The following is a 24,046-nucleotide window of genomic DNA, read 5'->3' on the forward strand; positions in this document are numbered from 1 at the left end:
TTATTATTCTGTACAGATGTGCACGATTATAGGGCATTCAAAGCCGGCTGCCTGCAACAGACGACAGTGTTCAACATGAACCCGGCCAGTGCCTAAAGAGGCTAACCAGGCCAGACTCTCCTATAGTGTTCCTATTACCATCTTGATTTGTGACGAGGGAACGTCCATGCACCGCCTCTGCCTTCTGGCATTGATGACACTACTATTGAGCCTGACCTCCTCCCTGCAAGCCCAGGGACTGACGTCTGCCATGAAAGCCCAGCTGGATCAGGATATCCAGATGATCAGAACCTGGGTCAGCTTAGAGAAGGTGATTGACGCGGTCAGAAAGCAAAATGAGCTGGATATTCCACTCAGCGCCATCAAAAGAATGGACGCCAGCTGGAAAAAAGTGATGAAACAGAAGGGCTCGCCCAATAACCTGATGATCCGCGCCTTTCACCATCCTGCCGCCCAGTTTTTACGGAAGGTGGCAGACAAGCACAGACCCCGCTACCCCGAAATGTTCCTCTGCGATAATAAGGGCGCCAATGTCGCCGTCACCCAGTTCACATCAGACTACTGGCAGGGCGACGAAGACAAATGGCTCAATGCGTTTAATAACGGCAAGGGCAAGGTGTTCATTGGGGAGCCTGAATTCGACAAAAGCACCCGCACCATGTCAGTTCAGGTCTCAGTGCCGGTCATGGACCAGGGTAAGACGATTGGCGTTCTGGTCGTTGGCGTATCCTTGAAGGCCCTGGGCAAACAGCAATAACGCATTACCCGCTGCGGATACACGCCATCAACCAGATGGCACATCCCCTCAACCCAGACGTGGCATAATACCTACAGCCACCGCCACCTGAGCCAGAATAATCACCCCGCCGACCCCCATCACCAGCCATAACAGCATGCGTTGCCAGCCTTCAAGGCAGCCGCCATAGAGCTTCCGGACCATCAGCCCCGGCAACAACAGCGCCAATACCACCAAGGCTACGGCCGCAAAACCCAGGGCGGCGATAAACGCACCCGGCACCAGCAACACTGCGACCAGGGGCGGCAGGAAGGTAATGGCCGCGGTCCGACAGCGTCCCTTGACGGAATCCGCATGCCCCATGGCTTCCGCCATATAGTCAAACAACCCCAATGCCACCCCGAGGAAAGAGGTCGTCAGCGCCAGTGCCGTAAACAACGAAATAGCCGTCGTCACACCGGCTGACTGGCTGGTTTCACTCAGAGAGATGACCAGCGCACTGACGGGCTCCTGCTCCTGGCTCATCTGCACCAGGGCATCATGGGAAACCACCCCATTGGAAGCGGCCGTCCAGAGCAGGTAAATCAGCATCGGCAGGCTCGCCCCCCAGAGGATGGCCGGACGGATACGTTTCGGATCCCCCTCCAGATAGCGGACAATGCTGGGTACCGTGGCCTGAAAACCAAACGAGGTAAAGAACAGTGGCAGTGCCGCCGCCAGGTAGTGGGGCGACGTCATGGGGCTATCGAGCCGGGCCCAGTCAACGGCAGGCAGCAAGGAAACCAGCAGCACAGCCAGCATGACCAGCTGGAGCAGGAACAGGGAACGGTTCACCCAGTCAACATAACGGGTACCGGCCTGGATGACGGCGGCAAACACCAGAGTGACCGCAATGGCCTCCCCGCCAAACGGCAGCCCCAGGCTAAACCAGTGCTCCAGGGAACCGGCCAGATAACCCGCAGCCCCGGCAATATAAGCCGCACACAGCGCATAAGGGAGACAGATCGTGGCCAGCGTCGCCGACACACGACCGGGCCGGCCCAGCTGCTCACTGGCGGCGCCAAACAGCGTCGTCACATTCTTGCGGGCACAACAGACCTGGGCCACCAGAAGACCCGACCCCGCCGCCAGCAACCAGTTCACCACCATCAACACAACCGCGGCCCGAAAACCCACCATCGCCGTCACCAGCGGCATGGCAATCATCCCTGCGCCGATGGACGTACCGGCAATAATGAAGGTGCTGCCCAGGGTTCTGCTCTGCATAACACTCCTTTCGTTCACGACAGTGGCGGACCCGATGACAACGGGTACCCGGGCGACCAGGGGAAAGCCATCACAACGGCGTATCAAGGATGACGGTGGCAAAACCACACTGACAACATCGTACAAACACACGCCCCCTGCAAATTTGACCCCCCTGCCGGCGAAATGTTCCGATATAAACGCGCACAACAGCACGAAAGTCTGTTGCATGCTGAAAAGGTTTTGATATACTCCCGCTCGCTTTCGGAAGGGTTCCAACGCAGTTTCTGCGTGTGAAACGTGGCATTTTCCTGCTGCACGCTCATAGCCTTCCGATGATCTACTATGGCCGAGTGGTGGAATTGGTAGACACGACGGATTCAAAATCCGTTGCCTTTAAAAGCGTGCCGGTTCGAGTCCGGCCTCGGCTACCACCCTAAAATCAAGCAACTACGCAGTTTCTCTGCACTCCCTCAATTACCGTCATTTTGATGCTCGTGGCATACACGTGACATGAGTGCACTCAATCTTCCCAAAACAACTGATAGATTTTACGTATCTAGCGGCAACCTTGAACTACAAGTGTCGTACATATCGCAAGCATTACCGATACGTTGCTATTGATTACCTTCCTGAACAAATCGCTCGATTGTAGAGATTTCAGTCATGTATAAACGTGTGCGATATATACCCCTTCAATCGTTCACGTATAAAAAACATAATTAGTAAATTTGCCTGCAGGAAGAAGCGTTCTAAGATATGGATTCAAATTGCTCTGATGTAGTGCTTCAGGGGGCTTATAATGACCGCTAGCATTAGACCACTGGGTCAAGGTGCCGCCGGCAATTTTCATATGCCCCGCGTACCTCACGCTTTCGCGCATTGCCAGGGAAGTGTGCCCCTGTAGTGACCCCCAATAGTCATATATATTGGGCGCACAGTAAATTGTGAATGCCTCATAAGTCAGCACTACAAATAGATAATCACCATCGGGAGCAACCATCGTCTTAAGGCTGTCTACAATGGAGGTCAACATATACTGATCACCGCTTTTATGCACTGTAAATACGAAATCCTTATGCATAGGGTTCTGCTTATCCTCGGGTTTCAGTGTAATTGGCTCAAAATTCAAAATATCATGAAACAGATCTTCTAACTGAATGAAATTACTCTTATCAATTAAAGGCATAATAATTACCATCAACATAAATAAATAATGCAGTAATTATGTAAATCCCAATAACTATACATCACTTTATCTAAAAATACTGACTGCTTTCATCCGGGAGTAAAATATAAATATATAATAAAGAAATACACCAAGCTGCCCCAAATTAAAACATCAAAGCAGCCCTTATAAGAAGCGATCAGGGAGAAAGGAACACATGGACATATCATCCATAATCGGCCCAATAGCGGCCATAATATTCGTCCCGATCATCATGGGATTGCTTGCAAAGGTAAAAAAGCTTCAACCTAAAAAAACAACAGAAAAGAGTCTAGAGCAGCTAGAAAACGAATATTCAAAATATAATACTCATATCCCCTTAATACTCTTTTTTATCTTTAGTTTTGCTATAGGCTTTTTGATTTGGTATGTCTTGGATGGGTTATACACTTACAGGATATCTCAGTTGGCGGATAACAACGTATACCTATTCCCCCTACCAAGAATAGCTTGGGCTCTACCCGCAATATTCATGTCAATAATTCTTGCGGCAATACCTCTCCATTATTTGTATTTGGGATTGCTAGGTAAAGAGAGGTATGCAGAATATACCGAATACACCAATTTAAAGCATGGAATAGACGGCTGGAAGATGCTCAAGTACATGAGTTTAGCGATCTTGCCAGTGTGTCTGGTCTTTTCTCTATTACTCCTGGACTCATACATTAGAGTCACTAAAAATACATTTGTTGCCAATACCGTATTTAGTTTAGGAGAGAAAGAGTTCGGTTTTGAAGACATCAAATCCATAACCTTAACCAAATCGTTCAAAGCGCCAAATGGAAACATTGTTCGGCGTTCATCTTATGAAATTGAGTTCAGTAATGGTTACGTCTATAACTTAAAGCAGACTGCATCGGAGCTTGATTTTGAACAACAACAGGAAGTTGTAAATTATATTACAAACAATTCAGAGGTTATTGTAAAAGTGAATGATCCATACCCTAACTAATACTTCGGAAGACATTGCCAGCAACAAACAACAAAACCAACAACAAAGGGGACACCCACAAACTTCCCCGTTCTCAACACTGCACCCTCTTTCTCCGGCTTCTGATTTTTCAGATCCGGAGAAGCCATGACCAGCCCTCGCACACGCCTTCGAATGACCGCCCGAACAGCCATCGGGACAACAGGTAAAGGTCATTCATTCCCACACTCACGGTGTCTCTGCAAGATGACGCCTGCCAGCAAAACCCGCTTACCACATAACCTCCCGCCAACGCTCTACGGATAAACACCCGTTGGCTATCCTCAGAACACCGGAAACACACTTTGATCTCTAATGTTTTGAAATGTAATAATTACGCCCCTTCCGCACACTCCTCCGACGTTCATCATTCGCTGCATAAGGCTGTAGGCTGTTCTCATGTCCCAACCAGCGCCCACCCAACGGGCCCGTCACAAGATTAACCCCCCGGTTTTCTGGGGTTCCGCGATTCTGATTTTCCTGCTGGTTAGCTACACCGCCCTCTTCCCTATGGAAGCCGGGATACACTTTGGCCAGATGCAGGCCAGCATCACGACCAATGCCAGCTGGTTTTATATCGCTACCGTCGCGCTGATCATGATCTGCGTGATCTTTCTTTGCCTGTCCCGCTACGGCGACATCAAACTGGGGCCGGACCATTCCGAGCCGGACTTCAGCTTTGGCTCCTGGTTCGCCATGCTGTTCTCTGCAGGCATGGGGGTTGGCCTGCTCTACTTTGGCGTCTCCGAGCCCGTGATGCATTTTTTATCCCCGCCGATGGGCGACCCCGGTACCGTGGCCGCCGCCAGGGAAGCGATAAAAATCACCTTCTTCCACTGGGGCCTGCACGCCTGGGCGATCTACGCCATCGTCGCCCTGATTTTGGCCTTTTTCGGCTACCGCCACGGGTTGCCCTTAACCCTGCGCTCCGCCCTGTACCCGCTGATTGGTGACAAGATCCACGGCCCCATTGGCCATGCGGTGGATATCTTCGCCATCATCGGCACGGTGTGCGGTGTAGCCACCGGCCTGGGGCTCGGGGCGTCACAGATCAGCGCCGGGCTGGATTACCTGTTCGGCATTCCGGTCACGCCAGTCAACCAGACCATCCTGATCGTCGTCATCACCGCCCTGGCGACACTCTCCGTCGCCACCGGGCTCGACAAGGGCATTCGCCGGCTCTCCGAGGCCAACCTGCTGCTGGCGCTGATCCTCATGCTGATGATTGTTTGCCTGGGCCCGACGGTCCTGCTGCTGCAGATGCTGGTGCAGAACACCGGCGGCTATTTATCGGAGATCGTGTATAAAACCTTCAACCTCTACGCCTACCAACCCACCGACTGGATCGGCGGATGGACGCTGTTTTACTGGGCATTCTGGTTATCCTGGTCGCCCTTTGTCGGGATGTTTATTGCCCGCATTTCAAAAGGCCGGACCATTCGGGAGTTTATTACGGCGGTACTCTTCGTGCCGACCGGGCTCACGTTTATCTGGATGACCGTCTTTGGCAACACGGCGATCGACCTGATCATGAACCGTGGCGCGACAGAGCTGGGGACCGTGATTCAGCAGGACGTCTCCCTGGCGCTGTTCAAGTTCCTGGAGTATTTCCCGTTTTCAAGCGTCTTGTCGCTTGTGGCGGTGATCATGCTGGTCGTCTTTTTCGTGACGTCTTCGGATTCCAGCGCCATGGTGATCGATATGCTGGCCTCCGGCGGTGACAGCAAGGCGCCGGTGTGGCAGCGGGTGTTCTGGTCGTGCGTCATCGGCGCCGTCGCACTGACCCTGATGCTGGCGGGCGGGTTACAGGCCCTGCAGGCAGCCACCATTGCCAGCGCCCTGCCGTTTTCCATTGTCTTGCTACTGTCGACCTATGGGTTGCTCAAGGCACTCAATATTGATGCTACCAAGAGAGAGAGCCTGGCCCAGACCCAGCTCACCCCGAAAGTGGGCCATGTCACCATCCCCTGGCAGAACCGCCTGAAGACCCTGGTGCATTTCCCCCGGCAAGCCCATGTGAACCACTTCGTGAAGGAGACCGTGATACCGGCCATGGAAGCGGTCAGCGAAGAACTGAAGAAACGCAATGTCGACAGCACCATTCAATTTGATAAAGAAAAGTCCATGCCCAGCCTGGTGATGCTGCATGGCGACGAAATTGATTTTCTTTACCAGGTGTACCCGCGTTCGTACCTGCAACCCAGCTTTATGCTGGATGAAGAGGACGACGAAGAACGGAAATACTTCCGGGCGGAAGTGTTCCTCAGAGAGGGCGGGCAGGACTACGACATTATGGGTTGGACGAAAGCCCAGGTGATTGGGGACATTATTGACCAGTACGAGAAGCACATGCATTTCCTGCATATGATGCGCTAGGTGCAAGGGACAGCAACCTGTCACACGCCTGCGGGTGCGTAAGCGATTCGAAGGATGATTTTACTGGAAGGTGGCCCGCACCCAGCGGGCCATTATGGCAGGGGCTGACGGTTACGCCTGGCGTTTCCACTCCATGAGCTTCTCGCTCAAGGCATGGGAAATGGTGTCGTACTTACCGCCGACATTGAGGGCGGCTATCGCCTTATCCTTGTTGCCTGCCAGGGCCATGGCCAGAACGGCTGCGGCGGTTTTGTGGAATTCCGCATGCAGGGATTTTACGTCTTCAAAGAAAGGTGACGATTTATCTTCCAGACCATAAAGCCACTGGCCGAATTCACACTGGTTATCCTGACGCACCACCTCCGGTTCCCAATCACTCTGGCCGGAGGTGATGGCCCGTCGGATGCGCATTTTCCACACGCCATGGGCGATGATGCCGTTTTCTATCTGATCCTTGATATCCATGGTGTCATCCTTGCCAAAACCCGTGATTTTTTAAGCTTAGCCAAGAGTGTGCAGCTGGGAAAACGCGTTGAGACCCGCCACAACAGCGTATCTTCTGCCTGACTGCAATACGATTCAGGTCATTTTCATTATCCGGTACATCCGTATAATCTCGGCTCCCGTCAAAATAGACGACATTAGTTGCTCAAAGTGTGTGGTGAGCTTTTCCGGTAAAGAGTGTGCGGGCCGGCGGGCGGTAGCGTGCCTAACAAATAACGCGAACCTAGATTATGTCGTTTTCTACATCGATCAGACGTGCCAGCTCACACAAACCTCTGTTAGTGCTCAAGGAGAGATATGAGCGAAAACTCATACAAATCAATTAGAAACAGTGTCATTGCATCAGTTCTTGCAGGTGTCATTCTGTTAGTGGTGCCCGAGATACGAGCTTACGCTGTTACCCTTTTATCTTGGCTGAGGAATAGCGTGCTCTGGTTTTGGGAGGCTTTAATAGACTCCTACGCTTTACCTGGCTGGGCTTGGCTTTTTGTGTTTCTTCTTGCCCTGATTGGCTCATTGGCAATATTCTTTGAAATCAAAGGAGAAAAAGCAGAACCAGAATACAAAAAATACGTTGAAGATTTTATGTTTGGTGCAAAATGGCGGTGGTACTGGGTTGGCAATCAGATTTCCAACATATGGTGTTTTTGCCCTCGATGTGATGCCAATCTAGTTTACGACGATAGTTCATGTCGTGATTTCTATTCTGATATTAAGAAGACTGACTTTATTTGTGAAAACTGCGGCCACAGTGTTGTGGCTAGCGTCAAAGGTGGAAACAAAAATTATGCAGTTGGAGCTGCTGAGCGTGAAGCTCTCAGGCGAATCAGAACCAATGAATACAAAAATCACTAACAAAGCGGTGTTATCGCCCTCGGCAGATAGCGCTATTCCGATGGCGCTACATGACAGCCCCCTACCGCGGAGTTAATTTTAAAAGGAGCGCATCCATAAATGGATGATTTCTTCAAAACGAAAGTTGGTTTCACAATAGGTTTGCTTGCTGTTTTTGCATTCAAACCGTTAATTGATACCAATACAAGCATAGGATTTAACATCTTCAATATTAAAATCACTATTGAGTATGCTTATGTTATTTTGACTGCTTTCCTCGGTTTAGCCGTATATTTTATTTCACTACAGTTTGCTTCTTCTACACACATTAAAATATTAGATACTATAAGTGATATATGCTACACATTAGCTCTAGCAACACCGCCTGTCTTTTTAGTCTTTTGGGCATTAACAATTGCACTAAATGAAACAAGAAAATACGTCCACCAAATTCCAGATCTGCTAATTCATTTTGCATCTGGATTCCTGAGCAGCATATTTGCAGGCTTCACTTATATATTCTTAAGCAAGTCGATAAAACTCAAATTTCTTGAAGCAGAAAGAAAGGAAGAAAGAAAGAAAGAAAGAAAGAAAGAAAGAAAGAAAGAAAGAAAGAAAGAAAGAAAGGAAAGTGTAGAGGTTTTATCACGCGCAAAAAATCTTCTTAAGAATGATATGTATGACATGTCTGTTCTCGAATCAAATAAGATTTTGGAGTTTTCATTAAAGCGTATACTCGAAACCAAGGGGATTTCAACCAACAAACAAAACTCCTATCAGATTATTAAAATTGCTGCCAAAAACAGAATTCTTAGTAAAGAAGATATTTCCCTGATAAATGAAGTCAGAAGAAAACGAAATGACTCGGTTCACTTAATAGATGCAATTGACAAATCAACTGCAGAAAAAGTATTAAAACTATCTCAAGAATTGATCTTGAAGTTAGATTCAATTTCTTCATCATCAGGATATGAGTGGCTTGAACAAAATAGAGAGAAAGCTTTAAAGCTTTTCAAAGTTGGCGATCAACAGAAATGTTCTTACCCATTAAAAATGCTTAAAGAAGCATGGGAAAATAGAGATGGCGCTATATCGCTAGAGCTTGCAGACTTCTTTGAAACGCTGTTATCTCACAGCCCTGAACTAATCATCGAAGTATTCAAAGATGATGTTGATCTGCTAAACAGCTGGTTGGAAGTTACAGAGAACCAGTTGTTTACTGACTGGCTTGGAGGCCAAGCAGATAAACTACTAAACAGAAAACAGCGTATCCTTTCAAGACTGGAAGAATACATTCAGAATAATGATGACGAAAACAAACAGATTATTGCTATAAAAATGTACGACAACATAAAAAACTGCCACATTCGGGAAATCAACTAAAATCTCAGAAGTTAAAGAAGATGATGCCTACGGCGCACCTGTTTTAAACATTATTTGCCACCGCAACTAAAACACTTCAACAACATGAGGATTATTTAGAAGTACATGCCTGAAGAAAAGCTAGTTGAATACAGAAAAAAAATTGATGAAGATGAAGGACTTCAAGGTAAAAGAAAATCACTTGTAGGCCTTTCAATTTTGATGCTTGCCATCAATTTTACAGGGGCAACTTTCAAAGAAGCCAATACATTTATTTTTAAAATTGAGTTCACAAACCAATCAGGCCTTAGTTATTTTCTTTTATTAGCCGTGGCATTCCTTCTGATTCGTTACTACACGTATGCTCACCACTATCATGAAGAATTATATAAATTGTGGTCTAGCAGAATGCTAAGAGACCGTAAAATCTTTTATTATCACTACGAAGCAGAAAGTGTTAATGGACTACTGGCGAATGCGATAAATGTGTGCGGTGGTGATGAACCCGGAATACAAGCATCCAAATACCACATTACTGGTATTTTTAAACGTGGGTTGCTATATCCAACCTCACATCATCATGAAGACGGCATTGAAGAATATGAAGAGTTAATTTCGCTTACAAATTTCACAAATGACTGGCGTAGAGCAGATTATTTAAAATTGCTAGCATATGAGTTCAAATACCAATTCACTGCCTTCTTCAAATATAGAGAAAATCTGGATTTAGTTGGACCATATTTGCTTGGTATTGCAGCACTTTCACTAACAACATGGAAACTGGGCTTACTCAGTTTAACAACATAATCAAAAATATCAAAGTTAACCGTGTGGGACTGTACTAATGTTCAGCCCCACATCGATTCGTTACATTTCAAGGAACTATATAGTGCATCAATTAGAAATTATGGTTAAGAACTATAAATGCTTCAGTGAAGAGGTTGGCTTTGATGCCATTCAGAGGGTGAATCTAATTATTGGCAGAAACAACTCTGGAAAGTCGTCTTTATTAGATCTAATCGATGCGGTAACATCAAAGAAATATGAATTTGATAGAAGTACATGGAGGGACAACCAGCGCCCCCAAGTGTTTTTTCAGTCAGTCGTTACCGAGGAGGTTGCCACTCGGACTTTTCCAAATAATACAAGAGGTGGTCAAATCGGCGGAAACCATGGGGACTATGGTCGGCAATACATTGGAAAAACCATCAAGTGGTCTAAGAGCGGAGAGGAAAGAAATAATAATTCTATCCTTATATATTGTGATGATGAAGGCATTCGTCCACCACTACGGCAAAGTGGGGATTACCATAAACACTTGCCAAAAAACATGCCCATTTTCTTAGAGGGCAAAGTTTTTCGTAGGCTTTTGGCTGAGAGAGATATCCTTCCTGAGCCCGCGAGCACAACAGATATAAAAATATCGACAAACGGAACCGGGCTTACAAATGCAATCCAGTGCTTCATTAACAAGTCCGATCTTCCTAGCGATCTTGTTGAGCGGAATATATTAGAGGGTCTAAACGAAATATTTGCACATGATGCTGGTTTTACAGACATCGTATGCCAACTCCACGATAACAATGCATGGGAGATTTACTTAGAGGAAGAACATAAAGGAAGAATACCTCTTTCACAGTCTGGCAGCGGGTTAAAAACTGTGATGTCTGTATTAGCTTGCTTAATTTTGGTTCCTCACCTCGAAGGTAAGCCTCTAAATAGTTATGTTTTTGGCTTTGAAGAACTTGAAAACAATATACACCCTGCTTTATTGCGAAGACTTAACGAGTATATATACAAAGCATCCATAGAACATGATTTTATCTATTTTCTTACAACACACTCAAACGTTCTGATCGATCAGTTTAGCAAGCAGTCAGACGCACAAATCATACATGTCACTCATGATCAGCAATCATCTAAATGTACAACTGCGAAAACCTATATTGAAAACAATGGAATTCTTGATGATCTAGACATTAGAGCTAGTGATATTCTTCAATCTAATGGTGTGATTTGGGTTGAAGGGCCATCTGACAGAATTTACTTAAATAGATGGATAGATCTTTGGAGTAATGGAACTCTTAAAGAGGGAACCCATTACCAAATAATTTTCTATGGTGGGCGCTTGCTATCTCATTTGACGGCAGAAAACCCAGAAGACATAGAAAGCGGGATATCTATACTAAATGCTAACAGGAATGCTCTTATCCTAATTGATAGCGATAAAAGAAGTCGGCAATCAAGAATAAATGATACGAAGCAGAGAATCAAAGACGAGTTTGATGCGTTAAATGCGTTTTGCTGGATCACTAGAGGAAAAGAGATCGAGAATTATATTCCACTTGAAGTAGTATCTGCTCGCTGGGGTGTTCATGTCACGGAGCATGTTGGAAGATATGATAATTATTTTGATTATCTTGATCAGCTAGTGAGTGGTGAAGGCACTAAATATAGTAGTAAAAAAACGCTAATGGCTGAAGAACTAATTCCCCATATGACCAGAGAAAATCTTTCTCAAATGTTAAACATTAGCGATAGCATGGAACGGGTATGCAGGTCTATTGAATCCTGGAATAGTTAAAAATGTAACAAGGCGCTGCTGTCGGACCAATTTTTCGCTGTACTCCAAATCTGCCACAGAGCGCGGCATTGAACACTCTCATTTTTCTCATTCTTATTTTGAAGACCCGATATGAGCATCAATATCGACTGGCAAGGTGATTGCCAATTCAAAGTCACCACATCCGGTGGTTTCATGGTTGAGGTCGATGCCGAGAACGCGCAGGCGCCCTGCCCGACGGAGCTCTTGTTGTCCGCACTGGGTTCCTGCAGTGCCACCGACGTGGCCCTGTATTTTCAGGATAAAGGGGTAAACCTGGAAAGCCTGAATAACCAGGTGACCTACACCCTCACAGACAGTGAGCCGAGGCTGTATGAGTCCGCCAACCTGCACTTTACGGTCAAGGGTCAGGGGATTACGGCGTCAGACGTTGACCTCGCAGCCCAAAACGCCATCACAAAATACTGCCACGTGTGTTTAATGTTGCAGCCCGCCATCAGGATCACGCATTCGGTTGAAGTCGTTGACGGTGACCGTGAAACCGCGGCTTAAGCGACATTGGCCTTTCGAGGTGTTGCCCCCGGGCAAGGCCTCGCCTCCCCCTATACGCATGGATACGACTGTTTAGGTCAGGCGCCTACGCCGACAATGGGCTGGCTCACGACCATGCCCGCATCGGGTAATGGCCGTCTAACAGGTTGATCCCGTGGCCAACACTGATGTGAAGCCCCCTCATTTCCCCGGGCGGATTCGCGCCTGCGCTGTTTTCGAGAACCGATAATGTCCGAGATGTATACGAAGCATGCTGAAACGTATGATTCGGTGGTAAGAAACAATATCTACAACGCCTGTCTGGAGCGCCCCTCCCTCCAGGCATTGCTGGATGATGTGCAAGGCCTGGATGTCATCGATATGGGCTGTGGCTCAGGCATTTATGCCGGGTATTTCCTCGAACAGTCTGCACGCAGCGTGACGTGTCTGGATGTCTCCAGCGACATGGTGTCCATCGTCAAACGGAAGTTTGGCGACAAGGTCGCGGCCTATGCTCAGGACATCGCGTCAGGCTTACCGCAGGAAGCCGCGAACAGTGCCGATGTCATCGTCTGCCCACTGGTGTTGCATTACCTCGAAGATTTGCGTGTCGTCTTTAACGACGTGCACCGGGTGTTAAAGCCCGGGGGTTATATGGTGTTTTCCACACACCATCCGTTTGCCGATTTGGAGTGTTCGGCCTCCGGTAATTACTTTGCGACGGAACGGGTTCAGGAAGAGTGGAACACGGTGGGTACGCCGGTTACCGTCAACGTTTATCGCCGGTCACTGACGGATATCTGCAACGCGATCACCGCTGCCGGGTTAGTGATCTCCAGGCTGACAGAAGGTACCGTCTCCGAAGATGCCAAAGCGATATCGGAAGAAACCTATCACCACCTGAAACACAATCCCAACTTTCTGTTTGTCCGATGTGAAAAGTTGCCTGCCTGATGAAGCAACCGGGTGGTGTTTTCCGGCGTTAAGCCCGCCGGAAAACACCGAAATACAATAATGCGTTTATGGGGAGTAGCATGAAAAAAGTCAATCACCGCATCACGACTGCACTTTCGAACGGGGCTGAATTTCTAGCCATGGGCGAAATTGCGGCGAATACAGGCATGCTCGTAAGCCAGGCGCCCAGAAATAACGCCAACTACGACATCATTGTGAATAATCACGATTTGTCGAAAGGATGCAGAATCGAAGTTAAGCATAGCCGCACGGGGTTCAAAGCCAATATCAGTGGCGATGAGTATGATTTCCTCATCTTTATTTACGCTCCCAGCACTATTACGAATGGCGAAATCAAGCCAACTCAAGAAAGGGAGATATACGTTTTTCCTCATTACCTGGTTGAATCAACGAATAAGGGAAAAACCGGTGTGAACTTTAACCCAAAGAACATACCTGATTATGAGCGCTATCGTAGCGCATTTGGCCTGATACGCGACGCTCTAGAAGGAAAAAACGCATAACAGGGCAATTAACTTCAGCCCTTCGGCTCGGATCCTCAAACGGCTTCATGGGGCGATAGCAAACCTATAAACCTCCCCTTAAATTTAAACCTTCCAACGAAATATTTACTGGTACGTTATGGAAAGCAAAGAAAAATCTTTAGAAGAAAGACTTTCACATATCGAGCATGAGTTAAACCAATCTAAAAGTTTAACCAAACAAGCTCGCTCCCTTCCAAACATCATTGCTTTGATTGCTCTCTCATTGACACTCTTTCAGTTTTTTGGCGGCATGATTGAGGCAAGGATCGATGAGAAAAAATGGACTGCTGAGCGCCTACAGATCGATATTTCTTCATTACATAGTGATGTTTCTTTTTACTTATCATCGAGAAACAAAACATCTTCGGATGCAATGAACATAAATAACAAACTTTTAAAGTTAGAAGATAAAATCCCAAAAAACCCAGGGAACATTGAACTTACATCAGCCGTTGGACTTGCTTATAAAGCAATAGGAAACATAGATAAAGCCAAACTCTACTTAAATAAAGCAATTAGCCTTTCTGTTTCGAGAAAAGATTATGATAGAGCAACATACTTGACGAATGAACGACTCACTTTATCCATCTGGGCCTACAAAAACAATCCATCCGATTTGACCGAGCAAATGAGTAAAGCCCAGGATTTACTATCTCATCTTAGTGAGCCTAAAAAACGGCAATTCAAAGAAGGCGTTATTCTTCAAGCCAACTTTAATGTTTGCCTTATGACAAAAGACTTATTCTGCCTGGAAAGAAACCTAAAAGAACTATTGGTACTGGACTATTTCGATGCAAATTTAACATATAACACCATTAAATCAATCCGTATGAATTTTGGAGAAAATATTGGAGATAACAATCAGACATTACTAGAATTAATCGAAAAAGATTTTTCAAAGAAAACAGGATTTAAAACCAACAGTAAGCTCACAGAATTAGTTCACTATATTGACCTAATGAATTGACAAACATTAGGTCCATCAAAGCAATCACATGGATACTGCTTGAACCAAATGATTGCTAGCTCTGATAATACAGTGGCTATACCTGTCAGTAAGAACACCCTCTGATAACAGCGTCCTGTGGGGGGCCTTTAGCCCCCACGCAAGTGTTCAGTCTGTAGAAAAACGTCCCAATACACTGGCAAATAACGGCAAAGCCGATACCCTTTACCCATCTGTCATAAGGTTGTTTTACTCGCCGTGCCATCCTCGACGCTAGCACCACAGGGACGATGGACTCCGCACTGAAGAAGACCTCCTCTCGCATCAACGTATTCCTGAGAACACAAGATAGAGTGACATCAATGGTAATAGACAGAGCAGCAATAATACTCAGAGCCAAGAAACCTGCGGTCGACTGGATCAATCAAACCGCTCCGATCCCGGACATTGATCCCTTGAGCCTTCCAGAAGTCAACAGTGATAGTCAGCTGTATCTTGTTCCTGATGATGTCGATACCGAAGAGCTGGCAACCATCTGGGCTTATACCAATGCAGATGTGTTGCTACAAGATTTTTTGAGTGGCTGGCATCAAGATGAGTCGTTATGGCCAAAAACACTGGATACTGACCTTTTCAAGCAATGGTTTGCTGTTGAATACCACAGTTTGATCATAGATACCGTCGATGCACCTATCAACAAAGCAGACTTCTAACACGGCCGGGCTATAGACCGGCCAACTACACAATTGACAACAGACGTTTAAGCAATGATTCTGTCATGCGCTTACGCTTCATCATCTGACCGCATTCCAACACAGGCCAGCCAGAGCGCCTTTCTGCGAAAGGCCATACCATTCAATACGAGTTAACGATCATGAACAAAACCCATGCCTTATTAACTGCACTGGTCATTTCCCTCAGTGTTGGCGGGTTGGCGCACGCTAAGAATGACAAGGAAAAAGACCTGCCACCGGGTTTGCAGAAAAAGGTTCAATCCGGCAAAAGCCTGCCTCCGGGTTGGGAGAAAAAGCTGGAGGTCGGCGGTAAGCTGGACAAAGACCTCTACAAACAAGGCAAGGTGGTTCTGACGAACCCGGACAAGGGAACGGTCACTCTTGAGCTGGACGGCAAATTTGTTCGGGTACTCAAGAACACTCGTGAAATCGTCGACATTCTGGACGGGCGTTAACCGGGCACACCGGTAACCTGCCGTCTGGCAGGGCCGGATCACCAATGGGGTATGAAGCCGAAGGAGTCGCCGAGTGACCTACGATGAGTTCAATGCCTTTTGTCAGTCACTCCCCGCCACCACCTATGTCATGCAGTGGAACCATTCCCATGTCTGGAAAGTGGGTGGGAAAGTCTTTGCCATTGGCGGTCTCGGGCGCGAAGGCAACCCCGCCTTTATTTTCAAAACCTCGGAACTGAATTATCACTTTCTCAGTGAACAGCCCGGTTACCGGCCCGCGCCTTACTTTGCGTCCCGCGGCATGAAGTGGATACAACACTACGACAGCACCCCGGAAACGGATGAGGCGCTACAGTATTACCTCACGTCGTCGCACCGGCTGGTTGCATCGGGCTTAAGCAAACGAAAACAGAAAGAACTGGGGCTAGAACCCGTCACTCAAACCCAATAACGCTCCTCTCCCCATTCCCTGATTTCCCTTCTTTCATTGCCCGCCACAAGCGTCGCTATTACCCACTGATAGCGACGCATCATTCTCTTACAGACAGACACCTTGCCAGCTATAGTGAAACGCTGAGTTTCTGCCCCGCTGGCTGCGCCTTGTTAACCTATCGCCCGGAGTACCGATGCAGGATTTCCTCGACCGTTATGACTTCATGCTGTCTGAAGCCGCCATTGTTGAAAGACTGCGACGAAGGGGCGATATCGCCCTGGACAACATCGTTCACGCCCACCTGATTTATGATGCGCAAGGCGCAAAGGTACTTTCGCAGATCTACAATGACTACATCCGCATAGCCCAGCAGGCGGATACACCACTCCTGTTGTGCACACCCACCTGGCGAACGAATAAGGACAGGGTTCAGCAGTCCGGCATCAGCACTGCCATCAATCGCGATGCGGCCAGGTTTCTGCATACACTGAAACAACGCGCAAACGACACCGGTACGCTGAAAATCGGTGGCACCATCGGTTGCAGGAATGACTGCTACCGGCCCGAAGAAGGTTTGTCAGCCACTGAAGCGACCCGTTTTCACACCTGGCAGATCGAGCAGCTGGCCACCGGCGAAGTGGATTTTCTCATTGCTGTCACACTCCCCAGTGTTGAAGAAGCCCTGGGGATTGCCAACGCCATGGCTATGACCGGTAAGCCTTATATCATCAGCTTCGTCATCGGAAGAGACGGCAAACTACTGGACGGCCACTCTCTGGCCGACGCCTTTGACATCATTGATTCCCAGGCCACCACACCACCGCTCGGCTATTTCGTGAATTGCTCCTACCCCGCCTTTCTTAACCCGAGCGCGCAACCGGCAGCGGTTTTTAAACGGCTGTTGGGGATGCAGGCCAACGCCTCCTCGCTGGATCATACGGCACTGGATGGTTCACCGGAGCTGAAGTCTGAACCCGTGGAAGCTTGGGGGGATTTGATGCTGCAACTCAATCGTGACTATGGCGTCAAAGTTTTAGGCGGCTGCTGCGGCACAGGCAATGAACACCTTGAATACCTGGTAAACCATGGCAGGTAATACCGTTTCCATCAGTCAACCGTAACGTGATCCTGCATTACCCTCTTCAGCATTCTCAATGGCCAAAGCGAATGGCCCGATCACTCGCCACCAATTTTACAGCAGGAAGCACCATCCATAACACACGTGACGTACGCTGCCAGACCGAATAACATTCACCGTCGTCTATGGGGCAGCGCACGGTAGCGGACCTCCAACATCGAATAACAACATCATTTGGAGTGGATAATGAGTTTGATTTTTAGAATGATCTATTTGCTGTTAGCGTCGTTCTTCAAGCCACGGCTCCCCATCGTTAACCCCGAAAATTCACTTGTGCTGCGCGTGTTACCCAATGACCTGGATATCAATTTGCACATGAACAACGGCCGCTACCTGACCATCTGCGATCTGTCTCGCGTTGATATGTTCATCAGGACGGGGCTGGCGAAAACCATGTACAAGGAAGGCTGGATTCCCGTTGTTTCTGAACACACCATGAAATATAAAAAACCGCTGAATCCGTTTCAGAAGTACGAAGTCACCATGCAAATCACCGGCTGGAATGAGAAAAGCTTCCACATGATTCATACCTTTCTGGTTAATGGCAAGGTCGTCGCGGAAGGCACATCGCTGGGTTGTGTGCTGAGCAAATCCGGTGTAATTCCCCCGGAAAAGGTGATGCAAACCGTCACTGAAAGGCTTGAGGCAAAAAATGCTGGCCGTTGAGTGTTAATCTGTCCTGGCGCCCAGACAACATCTTGGATGCTGCAAACAATATAAATCGAGTTTAGGAGTAAGGCTTTTTATGGTTCGAGATCTGTCCCTGCAGGAACGTGCCATGGCGTTTATCCAACAGCAGTCAACGGGACATCTGCCGCAAGAAGAAGCCTGCGTCACGATTAACTTTCATCCTGCTCAACGGACCAAAGACGGCACCCCGCTCCTTGCAGCGTTAGCGGGCAGCGGTCTGATAAAATCACAATTTGAGACCGGAACCAGTAACGGTGGCCTGACAGCCCATCCGGAAGGCGATCGGTGGCAATGGGAAAGTCGTGCATTCAACGGCGTATACGACCACTGCAGCCCGGAGGCTCGCCCAAAATACGGCGCACTTGATTACCGAAGACGGGGATCAGGCGGTTCCCCCCGTTTTGGTTCCGCCTGCTTCCGGCTACACCCTCACGTGTTAAGCAGAACAACCTTCTGTTATCCAGACAGTTACTTCAATCCGGTGGCCTTTTCCACCTATGAGCATGTCGGCGCCTTGATTCAACAGGCAGCATCCTCACAGCTTGATGCTCTGGATAATTATATTGAGGCGCATATTCATGGCGAGCTCAGTCTGAAGTCTGATGTAGAAGCACTGGTTTTAGATCCTGTATTTCAGGGGACCGAGGTTGAGCAACTGGCCAGCAAACTGGATTGCGCCATCGAATGGCATAACGGTTTCCAAGTCAATGTCACCAGCTTACAGCCACACACGAATTATCGCGGGGAACATATTATGGCGCTGGCAACAACGCTTGCTGAACATAGCCACCTCAATCCATTGCTGATTGAATGCGCCTTTGGATCAGGGTTATACCCGGCACAGGATGTTAAAAAAGTGTGGCATTACCTTGCCCGGTTTGGTGATTTAAACGATCGGGAATAACCGGAGGCTATATTCTATAGTGTTTTCGGCCTAACGTTAGCCAACTGCCTGATGCTGAAAAAGAATGTATAACTAAGGATATCAACGCAGCCTCTATCACGTGATGCTACGTTTACTGATACCGGCTGTGTAGAAAGTGAAAATCTGCAAACAGTGAATGGATCCGTAAGCCTGAAATAGACCAGAGGTGTCGATGAAAGCACTGCGAGTGGATCACTTAGTACTAACGGTGACGAATATCGAAAAGACGGTTGCCTTTTATGAATCTGTACTGGGTATGGAAAAAGTCGTTTTTGGTGATAACCGGGTTGCGCTCATCTTTGGGAAACAGAAAATCAATCTGCATCAACTCCACCACGAATTTGAACCCAAGGCACAGCGGGTAATGCCGGGCAGCGTTGATATCTGTTTTATCGTCGATACACCTTCGGATGAGGTGGTGGAACACCTCAAACGCAACGCAGTTGAGATTATCGAAGGACCGGTGCAGCGTACCGGCGCGCTAGGCGCTATTGATTCCGTGTACTTTCGAGACCCTGACGGTAATCTGATTGAAGTTTCAACTTACCTCGACCGTTAACCATCCGTATGACGTAAAGGTAATCTCATCTATGGCTCATAAAACTCATAGATCGTCATGTGTCAGAGCAGGCTTCGTTAGTAAATATCAGTACCTATACAACTGGAGGCGCCACTTTCAACTCTGCGAATTATGTACTTTTTTTAGCTGCCCGACCAAAGCCAAGCCTCTGCATTCTAACACCGTGCTGATTTTCCACTTGTAATTGCTCTTTCTTTTTCTTAGTTCTTTCATTAATCTTTATCATACGGGTTGGGATTCTATTACTGAGTTCAGAACAATATTCCGACGCAGCTTCACCTCTGCTTTTTCCTCTACGACGATTCGCAATATTATCCAGATTCAACATGCTAGACGTACGAGTAAACTGAGCCGTTAACGATTTCTTATCATCACTTTTAAGCCAGGCACCGGCATATTCCAGAGACCGTTTATTTTCCTTATCTTCTTCCTCCATACACTCTTGCTCATGTCGTTCAAATGATTTCAGAGCAAGTACTTCCTCATAATCTTCAGCTGTCAAAAGTGAGTTTGATTCGTGGGAAATAGAAATGTCTACGAATATTCCTCCTATATCCTCAGATGCATCTGCAACATTAACATTCAGAGAAGTCATGCAAGAACCTGATTCGGGCTTTTCATGAATTATCGATAACATACCGTTCAATGGCGTTACACTTTCTGTCGTCAGATCCTCTCTCTGCACTTCAACATTCCCATCTTTAGACCATTCATCGAATACACATTCAGGCAGTGGCGGTTTAACTAATGCCTCTTCCTTAAGTTCACTTTCGGCATCAGTGTGTGGAACGACCGAATCACTGGCAGGCTGTAATTCAATAACCACGTCTTCCTGAAGGGATACATTCTGTACTTCAGGATGTACCACCATACTCTCCTGCTCATGCTTTACATCTGTTGATAATGTTTCTCTGGCGGGCTCAGAATCACTTACTGGCTCTTTCATATTGATTAGATGACTTCCAGTGACTGCTAACACGTCTGATGTATCACTGTGCTTTTCGAGAATAACCTGCACTTCCACACTGACATCGCCTGGTGCACGTAAGTCATCAGTGCTTGCCTGCTTATACGAAACGATAGAATCAGCAGTTTCACCTTTTTCATCGTCGACAGTAATGGTTTCTTCACTGGCAGGATCAGTGACTTCTTTTGAACTGAAAAGGCCTTTGAAAAAATCAATAATCTTACGAATTAACCATAAATCGCAAATCCGGTCACACAAGCGCTTGTCACTTGTTTTCGATTCATCAAGTGTTGGCTGTAAAGATTCAACTTTCTCGTTTGATATAGTTCTGTTCAATCCACTCGCTTCACTTTGTACTGCTTCAGCTTCAGTGGCTCCCCCAGTTTTATTTCGCAATGAAAAGCAATTTCCACAACTCAAGTCACACTTCTTATCCATGACAACCAACCCCTTCTATATACCATTAACGAATGACTAACTATTTGGTCAGTTATTTTGGATAAAAGTTCCCTATCAATATGAAAACACCCTATAAATAACAGTTACTATAACGATTATGTTTTAGAAAATGATCAGTCGATAAATAGCAAAGTCAGACTTATCGCTTTGTATAGATACATACAACTAAAGTCTACCTTTCCCTCTCCGTACGTGATTTCCTATTCGTATGCACGTTCATTGGCCAGCAAACGCCCTCCATCATCACTGAGCAAAGTGTCAGCTGATACCGCCCCTATGCATTGAATGAGGTCACGATATCTATCGCTTTATAACCTTGATGCAACACTTAAGCATTAGTACACCTCGAATAGATAAAATACTGCATCAATAGCTAATCAGACACGTTACTTACTCATTTTGGGGGGATGCTCGTTACCTGACCAGTGGCAAAGGAACTCCCGAAAACGAATGACCTTGTCATCCTTGATATCGAATACATGGGCCCAGCGATTCTCAAAGGGCTGGTTTGTTGCCTTGTCATCACCGGTCTCATCACCCAGCACAACCACGCTATCACCATCATGGATATACTGGTTAGCGGAGAACGAACGAAAAGTCCAAGTGCGTTCAAGAATATCCAGGAACTGCCTGACGCCCTCCCTGCCACGATAGGACTGGCATTTTTCCAGAGAAGCCGGCCCGTTGACCACCCATTCAATATTCTCATCACACATCTGGATGAAACCTTCCAGATCACCTTTAGAGAAACTGTCATAGACATTTTTGACGATATCAACCGGTGACATCATGTTGTACCTCCTGCCAGGGTTTATTCCTTAAATCGCAAACCGCTTTCATGCATAGTCTGCGCATAAAGCCTTTAGAAACCTCGGCGTTTTTATAGTTCATTTCAAAGGATGGGCAAGGCGTATCTTGATGGATAGTCATCTGCCCGTTGGTCTGTATCATTCACGGCCGCTAACATGCGGTAGTAATGGCGCAGAAAAGCGGTGAGCGAGTGTTCACCCTCCCCTTGTGATATTGGGTGGGTAATGTGACAGGTCGCAGGCCAGGCGCAGCATGTCTATATGCTGAATCCCGTTTTCGAAAACAGGTTCATCATAATGATCAATAAAAAAATTCTTGATGATGGATTCAACACGAAATCCCTACCGCTGGTAGAAGGCTAACTGATAACCGAAGGTACCTGTTCCCAGTTCCACGGATTTAAGCTGCTTGTCTTTCAGACAGGACACTGCGAACACCAGCAGGCGGGTACCGATCCCCTGGGCTTGAACTGCTGGGTCAACGGCTATGTTAAAAATTTCTGCAGTACCTGCCTTTATTTCCCTGGCAATGCAAACACCGGCTATTTGTTCCTGATCACGAGCGACAAAACACCATGCATTCCTCAAATAGTTCTTTATGCATTTTTCAGAGGGGTCAGCCCCAAGGAGTAGATGCATGGGGGCAATCTCGGTCGAGGTCTCTTCAAACGTTAACATCGTATCTATGACCTGTTTGCACTACCCAAAACGGTTTATGCCAAGTTTGCACTTTGCAGAACCTGGCATCTTTTGCCTGGGCATTTTACCTACTTATCAGCAGCAATGATTGCGGTAGATTATCCGAGATATCGCTCAGCCCATTTCTAAACTGGTCACAGCAAATATCTCATCAAGATTCACAGAAGGTGCACGCCCTTTATACATACGCATGCAGTCAAACTCTATGGGTACAAGATGGAGTGAATCGATCAGCACCTGTCTCTTTGTATTGGCTTGAGGAATATCAAGGTATACAGGTGTGCCTTTTGGCAAGCCAACACATAAGCTGTTGATCAAATCAACAGCATCGTTTGGATTCAGAGCATACACCGGTCCAAGGCGATATCCCTCCGTCGCCTGACGTATTGCGGCATAGCCTGTTATGGATCCATTCGAGGCACGGATGGTAGCGTGTTTCCTGGTTGGATCAACTGTCAGCCACGCGTGAGCGAAACTCGGGCGTGGTTCGGAAATGTATTGAGCATCAAACGCGATCAATTCACTTCGGGAGGGGGGCTTGGTACTGATAGGGATGGCGCAGACTTCACTTCCATTGACCTCATAGGCATGCCGTTGGTGAAGATACGCGCTAACGAATCCCTTTTTGGCGTAGTTGTCGATTTGTTCAATGACTCCATCCAGCCCAATGCCCTGAATGCCCTTATGTTCTAACTCCTCACACGCATAATCCCAGACTTGTATGCCGTAGCCTCTCCCTCTCAGTGAATCAGGTTCGACAAAATAGTATCCAAGAAAGGCATAGTGAGCCTGATAGATTGTCGCCGCAATACACGACACAATATTGCCATTGAGCAGGCCTACAAAAAAATGGGCGGTTTCAGTGGCAGAAAACGTATCCAGATCGTTTAAGCCAAGGTTCCATTGTGCATCCTGATACCATTTCAGCAAAATGGGCAATTCGTTCTTTTGTATTTCTCGAAGTTCTAACGCGTTAGACACAATAGCAACTCCCATATAAAAAACACGGAGTGTTCAGACTAGATGACAGATGCTGTTTGTCGATGAATCGCGTGAGCCGTCGATGCCGCTGAACATACTGTGACACCACTGACCGCTAGATAGGATGGAAACAGCATTCTTCGGTATCAGAAAAGTGCTTCCAGAGAGACTTAGTTTGTCATGCTTGTACAGTTTTATGCATTGTCATTGTTCTTATTGCTTGTATAACAGGGTCGTGCTTTGTCTGTGCCTTGATCGGAAAGGCGCAAATTCAACAACATTTCGTTCAATAGTACGCATCCCAGGAATCAACCACGGTATTCAATAACGCGCCAAAGCGTGCCACATACAACCATGGCATCACTTTTTTAGTGCACAGTTC

The 24,046-nt window shown here is 47.0% G+C and carries 25 protein-coding genes and 1 tRNA gene; 19 read left to right on the forward strand and 7 right to left on the reverse strand.

The window, feature by feature from the left end; genetic code table 11:
* Window positions 1-166 precede the first annotated feature (166 nt).
* Entirely contained in the window at window positions 167-757 is a 591-nt protein-coding gene (locus tag KHS78_RS14825) for a PDC sensor domain-containing protein (RefSeq protein ID WP_211829250.1), read from the forward strand.
* Window positions 758-805: 48 nt separating this feature from the next.
* Here KHS78_RS14825 and KHS78_RS14830 read toward each other — a convergent pair whose 3' ends face one another.
* Window positions 806-2,002 (reverse strand): aromatic amino acid transport family protein, encoded by a 1,197-nt coding sequence (locus tag KHS78_RS14830; RefSeq protein WP_211829251.1) that lies wholly within the window; start codon window positions 2,000-2,002, stop codon window positions 806-808.
* 326 nt (window positions 2,003-2,328) lie between these two features.
* Here KHS78_RS14830 and KHS78_RS14835 point away from each other — a divergent pair.
* A tRNA-Leu gene (locus KHS78_RS14835) sits at window positions 2,329-2,415 on the forward strand.
* A gap of 269 nt (window positions 2,416-2,684) precedes the next feature.
* Here KHS78_RS14835 and KHS78_RS14840 read toward each other — a convergent pair.
* The gene (locus KHS78_RS14840; protein WP_211829252.1) at window positions 2,685-3,170 is read right to left on the reverse strand and encodes a hypothetical protein; all 486 of its coding nucleotides are present in this window, start codon (window positions 3,168-3,170) and stop codon (window positions 2,685-2,687) included.
* Window positions 3,171-3,366: 196 nt separating this feature from the next.
* Here KHS78_RS14840 and KHS78_RS14845 point away from each other — a divergent pair, with 196 nt between their 5' ends.
* Together KHS78_RS14845 and KHS78_RS14850 are read left to right on the forward strand one after the other, a co-directional pair.
* Window positions 3,367-4,161, forward strand: a complete 795-nt coding sequence (locus KHS78_RS14845; protein WP_211829253.1) for a hypothetical protein — start codon at window positions 3,367-3,369, stop codon at window positions 4,159-4,161.
* Window positions 4,162-4,578: 417 nt separating this feature from the next.
* Complete coding sequence (locus KHS78_RS14850) at window positions 4,579-6,555, forward strand: BCCT family transporter (RefSeq protein ID WP_211829254.1); 1,977 nt, start codon at window positions 4,579-4,581, stop codon at window positions 6,553-6,555.
* 111 nt (window positions 6,556-6,666) lie between these two features.
* On the opposite strand, the gene KHS78_RS14855 is transcribed toward KHS78_RS14850, so the two are convergent.
* Window positions 6,667-7,020 carry a CZB domain-containing protein gene (locus KHS78_RS14855; protein ID WP_211829255.1) on the reverse strand — a complete coding sequence of 118 codons (354 nt, stop codon included), beginning with the start codon at window positions 7,018-7,020 and terminating at the stop codon, window positions 6,667-6,669.
* 336 nt (window positions 7,021-7,356) lie between these two features.
* Between KHS78_RS14855 and KHS78_RS14860 the strand changes: the two genes are divergently transcribed.
* The 15 genes from KHS78_RS14860 (at window position 7,357) to KHS78_RS14930 (ending at window position 19,728) form a co-directional block, all read left to right on the forward strand.
* Window positions 7,357-7,914: a hypothetical protein gene (locus KHS78_RS14860; RefSeq protein ID WP_211829256.1), complete on the forward strand. Its 558-nt coding sequence runs from the start codon at window positions 7,357-7,359 to the stop codon at window positions 7,912-7,914.
* A gap of 99 nt (window positions 7,915-8,013) precedes the next feature.
* Window positions 8,014-9,276 carry a HEPN domain-containing protein gene (locus KHS78_RS14865; RefSeq protein WP_211829257.1) on the forward strand — a complete coding sequence of 421 codons (1,263 nt, stop codon included), beginning with the start codon at window positions 8,014-8,016 and terminating at the stop codon, window positions 9,274-9,276.
* 105 nt (window positions 9,277-9,381) lie between these two features.
* Window positions 9,382-10,062, forward strand: coding sequence for a PQ-loop repeat-containing protein (locus KHS78_RS14870; protein ID WP_211829258.1), 681 nt, complete (start codon window positions 9,382-9,384; stop codon window positions 10,060-10,062).
* Window positions 10,063-10,144: 82 nt separating this feature from the next.
* The gene (locus KHS78_RS14875; protein WP_211829259.1) at window positions 10,145-11,839 is read left to right on the forward strand and encodes an ATP-dependent nuclease; all 1,695 of its coding nucleotides are present in this window, start codon (window positions 10,145-10,147) and stop codon (window positions 11,837-11,839) included.
* A gap of 111 nt (window positions 11,840-11,950) precedes the next feature.
* Window positions 11,951-12,370 (forward strand): OsmC family protein, encoded by a 420-nt coding sequence (locus KHS78_RS14880; protein WP_211829260.1) that lies wholly within the window; start codon window positions 11,951-11,953, stop codon window positions 12,368-12,370.
* Between the two features lie 228 nt (window positions 12,371-12,598).
* Complete coding sequence (locus KHS78_RS14885; RefSeq protein ID WP_246506515.1) at window positions 12,599-13,303, forward strand: class I SAM-dependent methyltransferase; 705 nt, start codon at window positions 12,599-12,601, stop codon at window positions 13,301-13,303.
* Between the two features lie 80 nt (window positions 13,304-13,383).
* Window positions 13,384-13,827 (forward strand): hypothetical protein, encoded by a 444-nt coding sequence (locus KHS78_RS14890; protein WP_211829261.1) that lies wholly within the window; start codon window positions 13,384-13,386, stop codon window positions 13,825-13,827.
* A gap of 118 nt (window positions 13,828-13,945) precedes the next feature.
* Complete coding sequence (locus tag KHS78_RS14895) at window positions 13,946-14,815, forward strand: hypothetical protein (RefSeq protein ID WP_211829262.1); 870 nt, start codon at window positions 13,946-13,948, stop codon at window positions 14,813-14,815.
* Between the two features lie 269 nt (window positions 14,816-15,084).
* Complete coding sequence (locus tag KHS78_RS14900) at window positions 15,085-15,507, forward strand: hypothetical protein (RefSeq protein WP_211829263.1); 423 nt, start codon at window positions 15,085-15,087, stop codon at window positions 15,505-15,507.
* A 161-nt stretch (window positions 15,508-15,668) separates the two neighbouring features.
* The gene (locus KHS78_RS14905) at window positions 15,669-15,983 is read left to right on the forward strand and encodes a hypothetical protein (protein ID WP_211829264.1); all 315 of its coding nucleotides are present in this window, start codon (window positions 15,669-15,671) and stop codon (window positions 15,981-15,983) included.
* Between the two features lie 73 nt (window positions 15,984-16,056).
* Window positions 16,057-16,434: an MmcQ/YjbR family DNA-binding protein gene (locus KHS78_RS14910; RefSeq protein ID WP_211829265.1), complete on the forward strand. Its 378-nt coding sequence runs from the start codon at window positions 16,057-16,059 to the stop codon at window positions 16,432-16,434.
* A gap of 175 nt (window positions 16,435-16,609) precedes the next feature.
* A complete protein-coding gene (locus KHS78_RS14915) occupies window positions 16,610-17,512 on the forward strand; it encodes a homocysteine S-methyltransferase family protein (protein WP_211829266.1) in 903 nt (300 codons plus the stop codon).
* A gap of 228 nt (window positions 17,513-17,740) precedes the next feature.
* A complete protein-coding gene (locus tag KHS78_RS14920) occupies window positions 17,741-18,220 on the forward strand; it encodes a thioesterase family protein (RefSeq protein WP_211829267.1) in 480 nt (159 codons plus the stop codon).
* A gap of 79 nt (window positions 18,221-18,299) precedes the next feature.
* Window positions 18,300-19,148: a DUF3626 domain-containing protein gene (locus KHS78_RS14925; RefSeq protein ID WP_211829268.1), complete on the forward strand. Its 849-nt coding sequence runs from the start codon at window positions 18,300-18,302 to the stop codon at window positions 19,146-19,148.
* 193 nt (window positions 19,149-19,341) lie between these two features.
* Complete coding sequence (locus KHS78_RS14930) at window positions 19,342-19,728, forward strand: VOC family protein (protein ID WP_211829269.1); 387 nt, start codon at window positions 19,342-19,344, stop codon at window positions 19,726-19,728.
* Window positions 19,729-19,858: 130 nt separating this feature from the next.
* On the opposite strand, the gene KHS78_RS14935 is transcribed toward KHS78_RS14930, so the two are convergent.
* From KHS78_RS14935 to KHS78_RS14950, 4 genes are all read right to left on the reverse strand, one after another.
* Complete coding sequence (locus KHS78_RS14935) at window positions 19,859-21,154, reverse strand: hypothetical protein (RefSeq protein WP_211829270.1); 1,296 nt, start codon at window positions 21,152-21,154, stop codon at window positions 19,859-19,861.
* 407 nt (window positions 21,155-21,561) lie between these two features.
* The gene (locus tag KHS78_RS14940) at window positions 21,562-21,966 is read right to left on the reverse strand and encodes a nuclear transport factor 2 family protein (protein ID WP_211829271.1); all 405 of its coding nucleotides are present in this window, start codon (window positions 21,964-21,966) and stop codon (window positions 21,562-21,564) included.
* 360 nt (window positions 21,967-22,326) lie between these two features.
* On the reverse strand, window positions 22,327-22,662 hold the full coding sequence (locus KHS78_RS14945; protein ID WP_343216921.1) for a GNAT family N-acetyltransferase: 336 nt from the start codon (window positions 22,660-22,662) through the stop codon (window positions 22,327-22,329).
* 135 nt (window positions 22,663-22,797) lie between these two features.
* Window positions 22,798-23,664 (reverse strand): GNAT family N-acetyltransferase, encoded by an 867-nt coding sequence (locus KHS78_RS14950; RefSeq protein ID WP_211829272.1) that lies wholly within the window; start codon window positions 23,662-23,664, stop codon window positions 22,798-22,800.
* Window positions 23,665-24,046: the final 382 nt, after the last annotated feature.

It is taken from the genome of Kistimonas asteriae (genome assembly GCF_018263925.1).
GTDB lineage: Bacteria > Pseudomonadota > Gammaproteobacteria > Pseudomonadales > Endozoicomonadaceae > Kistimonas > Kistimonas asteriae.